Annotated in this window: 8 protein-coding genes; 5 read left to right on the top strand and 3 right to left on the bottom strand. The window is 46.8% G+C overall.

Annotated features, from left to right (window positions below):
• The first annotated feature begins 202 nt into the window (after positions 1-202).
• Both EYR25_RS14530 and EYR25_RS14525 read left to right on the top strand, forming a co-directional pair.
• The gene (locus tag EYR25_RS14530) at positions 203-1,762 is read left to right on the top strand and encodes a YjjI family glycine radical enzyme (protein WP_133181006.1); all 1,560 of its coding nucleotides are present in this window, start codon (positions 203-205) and stop codon (positions 1,760-1,762) included.
• A complete protein-coding gene (locus tag EYR25_RS14525; protein WP_207953659.1) occupies positions 1,734-2,645 on the top strand; it encodes a YjjW family glycine radical enzyme activase in 912 nt (303 codons plus the stop codon). Before EYR25_RS14530 ends, EYR25_RS14525 begins: the two co-directional genes overlap by 29 nt.
• On the opposite strand, the gene EYR25_RS14520 is transcribed toward EYR25_RS14525, so the two are convergent.
• From EYR25_RS14520 to gyrA, 3 genes are all read right to left on the bottom strand, one after another.
• Complete coding sequence (locus tag EYR25_RS14520) at positions 2,642-3,562, bottom strand: LysR family transcriptional regulator (protein WP_133181004.1); 921 nt, start codon at positions 3,560-3,562, stop codon at positions 2,642-2,644. The genes EYR25_RS14525 and EYR25_RS14520 overlap by 4 nt on opposite strands.
• Before the next feature lie 536 nt (positions 3,563-4,098).
• On the bottom strand, positions 4,099-5,196 hold the full coding sequence (gene serC / locus EYR25_RS14515; RefSeq protein ID WP_133181001.1) for a 3-phosphoserine/phosphohydroxythreonine transaminase: 1,098 nt from the start codon (positions 5,194-5,196) through the stop codon (positions 4,099-4,101).
• 105 nt (positions 5,197-5,301) lie between these two features.
• Positions 5,302-8,064, bottom strand: coding sequence for a DNA gyrase subunit A (gene gyrA, locus EYR25_RS14510; protein WP_039978115.1), 2,763 nt, complete (start codon positions 8,062-8,064; stop codon positions 5,302-5,304).
• A 385-nt stretch (positions 8,065-8,449) separates the two neighbouring features.
• On the opposite strand from gyrA, the gene ubiG reads away from it, so the two are divergent.
• The 3 genes from ubiG to nrdA all read left to right on the top strand — a co-directional run bounded on the left by ubiG (position 8,450) and on the right by nrdA (position 12,610).
• Positions 8,450-9,160 carry a bifunctional 2-polyprenyl-6-hydroxyphenol methylase/3-demethylubiquinol 3-O-methyltransferase UbiG gene (gene ubiG, locus EYR25_RS14505; protein WP_133182890.1) on the top strand — a complete coding sequence of 237 codons (711 nt, stop codon included), beginning with the start codon at positions 8,450-8,452 and terminating at the stop codon, positions 9,158-9,160.
• Position 9,161: 1 nt separating this feature from the next.
• The gene (locus tag EYR25_RS14500) at positions 9,162-9,836 is read left to right on the top strand and encodes an HAD family hydrolase (protein ID WP_133180999.1); all 675 of its coding nucleotides are present in this window, start codon (positions 9,162-9,164) and stop codon (positions 9,834-9,836) included.
• A 485-nt stretch (positions 9,837-10,321) separates the two neighbouring features.
• Complete coding sequence (gene nrdA / locus EYR25_RS14495) at positions 10,322-12,610, top strand: class 1a ribonucleoside-diphosphate reductase subunit alpha (RefSeq protein ID WP_023267058.1); 2,289 nt, start codon at positions 10,322-10,324, stop codon at positions 12,608-12,610.
• Positions 12,611-12,629: the final 19 nt, after the last annotated feature.

Raw genomic sequence — 12,629 nt, 5'->3', positions numbered from 1 at the left:
CCTCACCGTTAAGCATTTATTTTCAATCATAAAACTAATTCAAGTGATTTTGACACCACGGTCTTATCACAATAAACCGCACGTTGTGATCTCAATCGGCGGATTTCCATTTTATCAATCGGGGCTACGGCAATTTTCACTTTTTAAAGCCAAAGCCGCCCAGTAGATTAATCATCATTATTGAACTTGTGGATATTTCGCCATGTTATTACAAGATAAATTAATGCAAATCGTCACCAGTCCGCAGCTTTCTCCTAAGCAAAAATCTAACTATTTAGCGTTGGAGGCGGAGGCGAGTTTGCCCTACATGCCAATATCAGATGAAGTAAAAACAGCGATGAAAGACGGCGTTATTTGCGATATGTTTGAAGGCCATACACCGTTTAAACCGCGCTATGTATTGCCAGATTATGCCCGCTATCTTGAGCAAGGCTCTGAATATTTAGAGCTTGTTACCGCGCAGAATTTAGACGAAGCCCTCAATGCCTTAACGATTCTGTATCACCATGTGCCATCGGTGACCAATATCCCCGTGTATTTAGGTCAGTTGGACGACATTTTGATGCCTTTCGTGGAAGGAATGGACGCGGATGTCCTTTATCGTAAACTAAAGCTGTTCTGGATCATGCTCGACAGAACCCTGCCCGACGCCTTTATGCACGTCAATATTGGCCCAACAGACAATATTGTTTGCCGAACCCTACTGCGCATTGATGCCGAACTTAAACAAGTTGCCCCCAATTTGACCTTTATGTATGACCCCGCCATCACACCGGATGAATTATTACAAATTGCGGCAACCAATATTTGTCAGTGTAGTAAACCGCATATCGCCAACTATCCTCTGCATGCCAGTGCATTTGACAAGCGCGGCTTTGGTATTGTGAGTTGCTACAATGCCTTACCATTAGCAGGCGGCGCTAATACCTTGGTTAGACTCAATCTGAAAGAAGTGGCATTGAAGGCAACGTCAATCAATGACTTTTTTGAGCGTGTCTTGCCCTATTACTGCTCACTCACCTTCGAACTTATCGAGGCGCGTTCGGCCTTTTTACATCAAGAGTCGCACTTCTTTGATAGCTTTTTAGTTAAAGAACAATTGATTGATGAATCGCGCTTTGCCCCCATGTTTGGTATTTACGGTATGGCTGAAGCGGTGAATATTCTGCAAACTCAGATGACAAATGAGACAGACACATCATCTCAATCAAACAAACCCACAGGCTATGGTCATAGCATGGATGCGAACCAACTTGGCTACCGTATTTCTGCCGCCCTCGATAGCATAGTAAAATCCACGCCCGTCACCTATGGCTACCATGGACGAGCGCTGCTGCATTCACAGGGCGGTATCAGTCTCGATAAAGACGTGACGCCCGGCGTGCGTATTCCCTATGGTACGGAACCCAATCCCATCGCCCATATTCAAGCCCTCGCGCAGCATCACCAGTATTATACGGCGGGGATCAGCGATATTTTGACCATAGATGAAACCGTCAAATCCAATCCTCAAGCTATGTTCCAGCTGTGTAAAGCGGCACTGGAGTTAGGCTTTAGGGAATTTACCGCCAATGTGGCCTCTAACGATTTAATGCGTGTCACTGGCTATATGGTAAAACGCTCAGATATTGAAGCATTTAAACAATGCGGTTCGCGCCTTAATACCACGGGGTTAGGGGCTGAAGCAGCACAAAATACCGGCATATTACAACGCCAAGCACGCGTAATTGCCCATGAGCATTCTCCCTGTGTCATTTACTAAACCGGCCATAAATAAGCAGGCAATAGTTAGTCAGCTATTGCCGTTTTCCTGCGTCGACGGGCCTGGCAGCAGGCTCGTATTATTCCTGCAGGGCTGTAATTATCAATGTAAAAACTGCCATAACCCACATACCATAGGCTTATGCGATGGCTGTGGCGATTGCATCGCCACCTGCCCTGACAAGGCACTGACGTTGATAACCGCTAACAATAAGCATCAAATCCATTGGGACAAAGATCGTTGTAGCCAGTGCGATACTTGTCTTGCTGTGTGTCCAAAACAAGCCAATCCTAAAGTCACCCGATACACTGTTGAAGAGATCTTGGCGATTATCCACCATCAGCGTCACTTTATTAATGGCATTACGGTGAGCGGCGGCGAAGCAAGTCTACAACTGCCATATATTATTGAATTATTTAAAGCAATTAAGGCCTCAACGTCGTTATCACAGTTAACCTGTATGCTCGATACCAATGGCAGTTTGAGCCTCACAGGCTGGCATAAACTGCTGCCCTTTTTAGACGGCGCTATGGTGGATCTTAAAGCGTGGCAAAGAGAGACCCATAGATACATTACCGGGCGAGATAACCATGCGGTGTTCAAATCGATTGAACTCTTAGCGCAGCAGCAAAAACTGTATGAAGTAAGATTGCTGCATATTCCGGGTATTACGGATTTTGAGCAGGAAATAGACGCGCTATCTTGCTATTTACTGACACTTGGTGCCGATATCCGGGTGAAATTAAACGCCTTTCACCACCATGGCGTGGTTGATGAGGCGTTAACTTGGTCTAGTTGCACACAGACTGATATTGAAGCCTTAGCGGCCTCCCTTGCCCAGCGAGGTTTAACAAATATCGTGTTACCGTCCATCTACCTTTAACGGCTACAAAGCAGGATCTGCTCGTACAACCAACGTAGTGCGGGATCCTTCATACTTTGTTTATGCCAAACGAGGCTATAAGCCACTTTTCCATATTCGATGGGTAACGATTTGACGGTTAAACCTTTGGCTTGGCTCGCGATAGATGCCCAGCGGCGCGAGCAGGTAAACAGCAGCTCACTGTGGTGACACATTAACGCCGCGCTGCCAAAGTCTGGCACCGAAATAGGTACCGCACGTTTTTGAGATTGCTGAGCGAGTAAAATATCAAAATAAGGCGTACTCAGATCCGTATCTGTGATGCCTATATGGCTGAAGCTGAGATAATCATCAAAGCTGATATGCGATTGTTTGGCCAAGGGATGGGATGAGTTCATTAAGCAAATCATTTCATCGCTGAACAAGGTTTCCCACACGAGATCATTTTGCGAAGGATTAGGCTGACTCAAATCATGGGGTAACAGTACAAAATCTAACGAGCCATTAATGAGTCCATCAAAACCGATATTGTCTTTGCTGTAAATATCGAGATGAATATGGGGCGCCAAACCCAAAATATGGGCGCTGAGTTTGGCGGCCAGCAGCTCAAAAGTACTTTCGCGCATTGCCAGTGTAAACCGCCCCTCATAGTTTGTTGGGGTAAACGCATCTTGACTCATGATCTGATTCATATCATTGATCATTTGTTGCACGCTTGGGCCTAATCGTTTGGCTAAAGGCGTTGCAACCAGTGAGTTACCGTTACGGTAAAACAGTTCATCATTCAAACTGTCTCGAAGCTGGCTTAAGGTTTTACTGACAGATGAAGGGCTTAAGCATAAACGTTCGGCGCTAGCGGTAACGCTCAGAGTATCGAGCATCACATGCAAAGTGATTAAGTGCTTCATACTAATGCGCGAAAGCTTGGCTAAATCCATCAGTGGTTTCCTAGTAATTTATCTTATGTAAAAATCAAAATATCAACTTTTAATCATGATAAACAATAAGATAAAACTTACCCAATAGATTGCTAAGTATATTAGTCTGTTATGCGTGCCGGCTCACAGGCTTGCTCGGTACAAGTGCCATTGCACCAAGCTTATCTGGGTTGCATCTAATACCAATCGTATTAAATATCTGTTCATTCAGCGGGAGTTAAACGCGCTTTAGACAAGGCTAAGGCTTGAAGACATAGTGGCGCTCTGTCGAAAGCCTTAAACGCAGTATAAAGCCCGTTCAACCCCGCCCTTCGGGAGCCTCACAGGCATCTCACTCCCGTGTTACATTGACTTAAAAGGGAATAACCATTTCTTCGTCAATGCGCCTTGGATTGAGATGCCTGTGAGGCTCTGAACTGATTAGATATTTAATGTGATTGGTATAACCAAATCCAGCCAACAAAAAAGCGAATGCATATGTGCATTCGCTTTTGCATATAACAGCTTAAAACTTATGTGCCTTGGGCGAGCGCGGACTACATCTTGTGATGTTTCGCTGCAAACTCATTCATAAATGTCACCAGCGCGGCAACACCTTCCAGTGGCATTGCATTGTATAGGCTTGCACGCATACCACCGACGATTCGGTGCCCTTTTAAAGCCACTAAGCCCGCCGCTTCGGCCTCTTTTAAGAAGGCGCCATCGAGGGACTCATCCGCCAGTTGGAAAGTCACGTTCATTTGTGAGCGGTTCGCAGCCACCACACCATTTTTATAGAAAGGATTGGCGTCGATACAGGCATACAGCATTTGCGCTTTTTGCTGATTGATTTTCGCGATACTGGCTACACCACCTAAGGATTTGAGCCAAGCAAACACTTCCGCCGCTAAGTACCAAGCAAAGGTTGGAGGGGTGTTGAACATAGAGTCATGCTCTACCGCTAAACGGTAATCCATGATCGATGATTGGGTTAAACTCGGCAGTTTCAACATATCATCACGCACGATCACGATGGATAAGCCCGAAGGACCAATGTTCTTTTGTGCACCAGCATAGATTAAACCATAACGGCTGACATCAATTTCACGCGACATAATGGTTGACGATAAATCGGCGACAATCGGCCATGGACTGTCTAACTCATCAAAAATTTCGATACCATCAACTGTCTCATTTGGGCAGTAGTGCACATAACGGTAATCAGCATCAATCTTATGTAGTTCAGGCAATACTACCGCATTGAGTCCATTATGTTTTTCAACAATGTTAAGGCTATCAATTTGCGTGTCACCCGCCAGCTTTTGTGCTTCGGCTAATGCTGCAGAAGACCATTGACCACTGACTAAATACAGGGCTCGGCCTTGGTTACCTAAAAAATTATTCACAACGGCAGAAAATTGACCGCGACCACCGCCGTGCATAAACAGCACATGATAGTTTTGTGGAATGTGCATCAGCTCGCGTAAATCCGCCTCAGCTTGCTTGGTCAGCGCGATAAATTCCTTACCTCTGTGGCTGACTTCCATCACGGAGACACCTAGCCCATTCCAATCGAGTAATTCCTGTTGTGCTTTTTTCATTACCGCTGCGGGTAACATCGCAGGACCTGCACAGAAATTATAAATCGCGCTCACTGCCACTCTCCTTATTTACAAACCATGATATTAGAATTCATAAAATAAAACGTTGCCATGAAAAAAACGAGCGTCCAATTGGACGCTCGTTTTCATACTCTCGAATTAGTCTTCGTCTTGCTCGTCGTCAAGCTCTTCGTCTTCGTCTAATTCTTCTTCCAGCTCATTCTCTTCCTCTAAAGGCTCTTCTTGAACAGAGTCACCTTCAGCGACAACTGGGACGATTGGCATACCGTTTTCATCCAGCTCGACTTCATCTTCGTCGCCTTGGATCTCATCGATACGTTGCAGACCGACCACTTTTTCGTCACTTGCGGTACGGATAATAGTCACACCTTGAGTGTTACGACCGATGATAGACACACCATTCGCAGGCGTACGGACTAAGGTACCTTTATCGCTAATCAGCATGATTTCATCATTACCGCCAACTTGTACCGCGCCAACCACCGCACCGTTACGCTCGCTCACCTTGATCGATACCACACCTTTGGTCGCGCGGCTCTTCGATGGGTATTCAGACAGTTCAGTACGTTTACCATAGCCGTTTTCGGTCACGGTTAAGATAGCGCCATCGCCCTTAGGTACGATGAGAGACACTACTTTTTGACCTTCTTCGAGCTTGATACCGCGAACACCCGTCGCGCCGCGACCCATTGGACGCACGCCCTTGAAGTTGATTTGTGGGTTGCCTTCTTCGTCTAACACTGGGTTGCCATTTTCATCGAGTACGGCCACTTCTTCGCCTTCTTTAAAGCGAACCACTTTACCTTCATTGGAGAACAACATGATCTCATCATCACCATTGGTGATATCGACACCGATCAGTTGGTCACCGTCTTTCAGGTTAACGGCAATAATGCCGTTTGCACGTGGGTTACTGTAGGCCGTTAGCGCAGTCTTCTTCACGGTACCGTTAGAGGTCGCCATAATGATGTACTTATCTTCAGCGTATTCACGCACCGGCAGAATCGCCGTAATGCGCTCACCATCGGCCAGCGGCAGCAAGTTAACAATCGGACGACCGCGCGATGTGCGGCTCGCCAGCGGTAATTGATAGACCTTGAGCCAGTACATCTTACCGAAATCTGAGAAGCACAGAATAGTATCGTGGGTATTCGCAACCAGCAGTTTTTCAACGAAATCTTCGTCTTTCACTTTAGTTGCGGCTTTACCTTTACCACCACGGCGCTGGGCTTGGTAATCGCTCAGCGGTTGGTACTTGGCGTAACCTAAGTGTGACAGGGTCACAACCACGTCTTCTTCGTTGATTAAGTCTTCAAGACTCATATCAATTTCATTGGCGTTGATGACAGTGCGGCGAGCATCACCGTATTCAGCAAGAATTTCTTCCAGCTCTTCTTTAATCACTTCCATCAAACGCTCAGGGCTGCGCAGAATAAACAGCAGACCCGCGATGAACTCGAGCAGTTCTTCGTATTCGGCGATGATCTTATCGTGCTCAAGACCGGTTAAACGGTGTAAACGCAGCTCAAGGATCGCCTGAGCCTGTTGCTCAGTCAGGTAATATAAGCCATCACGGATACCGAATTCTGGCTCTAACCATTCAGGACGCGCCGCATCATCACCCGCTTTTTCAAGCATGCCCTGTACATGACCCAGTGCCCAGCCCTGCTCAACCAGTTTAACTTTCGCATCAGCTGGGGTTGGCGACGCTTTGATCAGCGCAATAATAGGGTCGATGTTAGCAAGCGCGACCGCTAATGCCTCAAGAATATGGGCGCGCTCGCGCGCTTTACGCAGTTCGAATACGGTACGGCGAGTCACCACTTCACGGCGGTGCAGGATAAAGCACTCGAGCATCTCTTTTAAGTTGAACAACTTAGGCTGACCATTGGTCAAGGCCACCATGTTGATACCAAAAGAACATTGCATTTGTGTCTGGGCATAGAGGTTGTTCAGGACAACTTCACCCACTTCGCCGCGTTTGATTTCAATAACGATACGCATACCGTCTTTGTCAGACTCGTCGCGCAGGCCGCTGATGCCTTCAATCTTCTTATCTTTCACTAACTCAGCGATTTTCTCGATGAGTTTCGCCTTGTTCACCTGATAAGGAATTTCGGTGACGATAATGCGTTCACGGCCGTTATCTTCGGTTTCGACTTCAGCCAGTGCGCGCATCACTGCACGGCCGCGGCCAGTCTTATACGCATCGATAATGCCTTTACGGCCGTTGATAATCGCAGCCGTTGGGAAGTCAGGGCCTGGAATATGTTCCATTAACTGTTCGATAGACAGCGCAGGATCGGCGATCAGCGCTAAACAGCCTTTGACCACTTCGGTTAAGTTGTGAGGCGGAATGTTTGTCGCCATACCTACCGCAATACCCGATGAACCGTTGATTAACAGGTTAGGGACACGTGTCGGTAATACAGCGGGAATTTGTTCTGTGCCATCGTAGTTGGGCACATAGTCAACGGTTTCTTTTTCAAGATCGGCGAGGAGCTGGTGCGCTAACTTGTCCATACGGATTTCGGTATAACGCATTGCCGCTGCGGAGTCACCGTCAACCGAACCGAAGTTTCCTTGACCGTCGACTAAGGTGTAACGCAGAGAGAAAGGCTGAGCCATACGTACAATAGTATCGTAAACCGCCGAATCACCATGGGGGTGATATTTACCGATCACGTCACCAACCACACGGGCAGACTTTTTGTACGGCTTGTTCCAATCGTTCTTCAATTCACTCATGGCAAACAGCACGCGGCGATGCACAGGCTTAAGGCCATCACGCACGTCTGGTAATGCACGTCCCACGATGACGCTCATGGCGTAATCAAGGTACGAATTCTTTAGTTCGTCTTCGATATTAATTGGCGAAATAGATGATGCCAGATCAGTCATAAACTGCTCGTTCCCCTGAAAATTAGCCGACAACGTATAATCCGTATCATTGAGCGGCCCAAAAACGTGATTTGGCATTCTAACACAGTTATTTAATGTCGCCAGACCTATCCTACGTGAATTGCGAAGGATGTGGCTTAATAGATGAAAACACTGTCAATTTGCCCTTTTAAACCCGATAAAATCCGTTGTTAATGGCGAAATTGAGGCCAAGACTTGATTAATCTCTGAGCAGAAAAACCGCTCTGCTTCACAAAGTGTTTAAGAATTAATGATAATTGCTGAAATTTCACTCAACCACAAAGACTTAGGATTAGCCAATACTGTGTTTATCCCCCATTGTCGTTATAATAGCCGCACAATGACAGCCGTAATAGGTAATAGCATGCAACAGAATACCAATGTAGACCCGCAGGAAATCGCAAAGTTTGAACGTATGGCCGAAACCTGGTGGGATCTCAACGGCGAGTTTAAGCCGCTGCATCTATTAAATCCCCTGCGCCTTAACTATATCGATCAAACCGCAGGCGGGATTTTTGGTAAGAAAGTGCTCGACGTCGGCTGCGGCGGCGGCATTTTATCCGAAAGCATGGCGCGCATCGGCGCGATCGTTGACGGCCTCGATATGGGGGAAGAACCATTAGAAGTAGCGCGTTTACATGCACTGGAAACGGGTGTGAGCATCAATTATGTCAAAAACACCGCAGAGGCCCATCGGGAAGAACACCGCGAATACTACGATGTGGTGACCTGCATGGAGATGCTCGAGCATGTGCCTGATCCGCAATCAGTAATTCAAGCCTGCTGCGATATGGTTAAACCCGGCGGTTTTGTGTTTTTCTCAACCATCAACCGTAACATTAAGTCTTTCGTCGAGACCATTATCGGCGCCGAGTACCTATTAAAGATGCTGCCCATTGGCACCCATGACCATAATAAGTTCATCAAGCCATCGGAACTCATGGCCTTGGTCGATAACACCGATCTTCTCTGTAAAGATGCACTTGGGATCACCTATAACCCACTGACGGGGATCTTTAAGTACACCCCAAAGGTCGATGTTAACTATATGATCGCGACGCAAAAGGTAGATTAAGATGAGTTTAGCTGAGGTTAAAGGGGTCTTATTCGACCTTGACGGTACCCTTGCCGATACCGCACCGGATCTGGTTCAGGCCCTTAACCTCAGTTTGTCGGATGTCGGTATCGCGGCAAAACCCATCGCAGACATGCGTAGCGCCGCCTCCCATGGCAGCTTTGCCTTAGTCGATGCGGCGATTCCAGGCGCGGATAACGCACTGCGCACTCAAGTACAGCAAGGACTCCTCGCCCATTATCAAAGGATCAATGGCGACCATTGTCAGTTGTTTGATGGTATCGCCCCCCTACTCGACTGGCTCGAGTTGTGCCGCGTGCCATTTGGGGTGATCACGAACAAACCCGCTCGCTTTACACGACCTCTATTACATAAGCTTAAGCTCAGCTCGCGTATGCCGGTGATGATCAGTGGCGATTCGACTCGTTACCCTAAGCCCCATACCGCACCTATGCTATTGGGCGCACAGCAATTACAATGCCGGCCACAGCAAATTCTCTATTTAGGCGATGCAGAGCGGGATTTACTCGCGGCCCAAGCGGCGGGCATGCTCGGCGGTGTGGCGCTGTGGGGATACTTAGGTGAAGCCGATACGCCCGATGCATGGCCTGCCTATGCACAATTTAACTCGCCATCGAGTTTGCATACAGCATTAAGACAAGCATTAGCGAAATAGCGGTAACGAATTGACTCGTGCTAATTGCGCAACTGAACCGTTAACGGCGAAATTCTGCCCCATTTGTTGGTAATGCAATTTAGGCTAAGGGTCAATCCTTGCGATCCCGATCGCTGCTTATTTTAGCGATCGATCACACTGTGAAATTTGAGTGAAAAAACGCCACCAATGCCACACGCTAATCTCAATTTGAGCTTCAGGGTTAGTCATCACTAACGCTTTTCTTTATCCTCAAGATATCCACAAGATACCCCCTGAATTGAGACTTGCAAATGACGGCAAACCTCACTATCTTGTATCTCAGATTATTTAAAACACCATATCTTGTGTATAGGTAGCAATCAGACACACTAGAAGTTCCCCGTTAAATCGACTATCTCCTGCATAGTCAGCAGTATTAAGGGTTTTCAGGTTGATTGTTTTACAAGGAAACGTACGGTGATTGAGTTCACCTGAATAGATATCAGAACCAAGGCCTCTCTTCAATGAATAGCAATATGACAGTCACAAAACGCTGTGGTGCACGTGAGACAATCGATCTCGACAAAATACACCGCGTAATTACTTGGGCAGCCAAGGGATTAAACAACGTTTCTGTTTCTGAAGTTGAACTTCGCACGCATTTACAGTTTTTCGACGGGATCCCAACCGAAGCTATCCACGAAACGATCATCAAATCTGCGGCGGATTTAATTTCCCCAGAATCTCCAGATTATCAGTTTCTGGCTGCGCGCTTAGCCGTATTCCATTTACGTAAGAAGGCCTTTGGTCAGTTCGAACCGCCAAAGTTATACGACCATGTGACTAAACTGGTTGAGCTTGGCAAGTATGATATGCATATTCTGCAGGATTACACCCGCGAAGAACTCGATATCATGGACAGCTATATCGACCATTGGCGCGATATGAACTTCTCTTACGCGGCGGTAAAACAGCTCGAAGGTAAGTATCTGGTACAAAACCGTGTGACCCACGAGATCTACGAGAGCGCCCAGTTCCTCTATATTCTGGTGGCAGCCTGTTTGTTTGCCCGTTATCCAAAGGAAACGCGCCTGCAATACGTTAAAGATTTTTACGACGCGGTATCGACCTTTAAGATTTCGCTGCCCACGCCAATCATGGCGGGTGTACGTACGCCAACGCGTCAATTCAGTTCATGTGTACTGATTGAATGTGGCGACAGCTTAGATTCTATCAATGCGACCGCATCGTCTATCGTGAAATACGTGAGCCAACGCGCTGGTATTGGTATCAACGCGGGTCGTATCCGTGCACTAGGTAGCCCAATCCGTGGCGGCGAAGCATTCCACACGGGTTGCTTACCATTCTACAAGTATTTCCAAACCGCAGTGAAGTCTTGCTCGCAAGGCGGCGTGCGCGGCGGTGCAGCCACCCTTTTCTATCCTATTTGGCATTTAGAAGTTGAATCGCTGCTGGTACTAAAAAACAACCGTGGCGTTGAAGATAACCGTATCCGTCATTTAGACTACGGCGTGCAGCTCAATAAGCTGATGTACCAACGTCTGATCAAAGGCGAAAATATCAGCCTATTTAGCCCATCGGACGTACCAGGTCTTTACGATGCCTTCTTCGAAGATCAAAACGAATTCGAACGTCTGTACCTGCAATATGAGCAAGACAGCAGTATTCGTAAGAAGTCATTGAAAGCGGTCGATCTATTCTCATTGATGATGCAAGAACGTGCTTCAACCGGCCGTATCTACATCCAAAACGTCGACCATTGTAACACCCACAGTCCGTTCGATTCGAAAGTTGCCCCGATCAGACAATCTAACCTTTGTCTTGAAATCGCGCTGCCGACCAAGCCATTGAACAACATTGACGATCCAAACGGTGAAATCGCGCTGTGTACACTGTCAGCATTAAACTTAGGTGCGATCAAAAACTTAGCCGAGCTTGAGCCATTAGCCGATTTAGCGGTACGAGCACTGGATAACCTACTGGATTACCAAGATTATCCAATCAAAGCGGCGCAGATTTCTTCAATGAATCGTCGTACTTTAGGTATTGGTGTTATCAACTTCGCTAACTACTTAGCGAAGAATGGCATGAAGTACTCCGATGGTAGCGCGAATAACCTGACTCACAAGACCTTTGAAGCGATTCAGTTTTATCTGCTCAAAGCATCAATGAATCTGGCGAAGGAAAAAGGTGCGTGCCCATTATTTAATGAGACCACTTACGCCCAAGGTATTTTACCTATCGATACCTACAAACGTGATTTAGATAAAATTTGTAGCGAGCCATTGCATTTAGATTGGGAAACACTGCGCCAAGATATCAAAGAGTACGGTTTACGTAACTCGACGCTATCTGCATTGATGCCGTCTGAGACTTCATCACAGATCTCAAACGCAACCAATGGTATCGAACCACCACGCGGTTTGATCAGCGTTAAAGCAAGTAAAGATGGTCAGTTAAAGCAAGTGGTGCCTGATTTTGATGAGCTGAAATACAACTATGAGCTGTTATGGCAAATGCCAAGCAACGAAGGTTACTTACAGCTCGTGGGTATCATGCAAAAATTCGTTGACCAAGCCATTTCGGCCAACACTAACTATGATCCAGCGCGTTTTGAAGGTCGTAAAGTCCCGATGCAGACTCTGCTGAAAGACTTACTCAATGCCTATAAGTTAGGTGTTAAAACGCTGTACTACCATAACACTCGCGATGGTGCATCGGATCAACACGATGACATTACCAACATAGAGAAAGAAGATGACGGCTGTGCTGGCGGCGCCTGCAAAATCTAATCTTCAATGTTAACGGTTG

It is taken from the genome of Shewanella decolorationis (assembly GCF_004354305.1).
GTDB classification, from domain to species: Bacteria; Pseudomonadota; Gammaproteobacteria; order Enterobacterales; family Shewanellaceae; genus Shewanella; species Shewanella decolorationis.
This window is presented reverse-complemented; position numbering and strand designations above follow the sequence as displayed.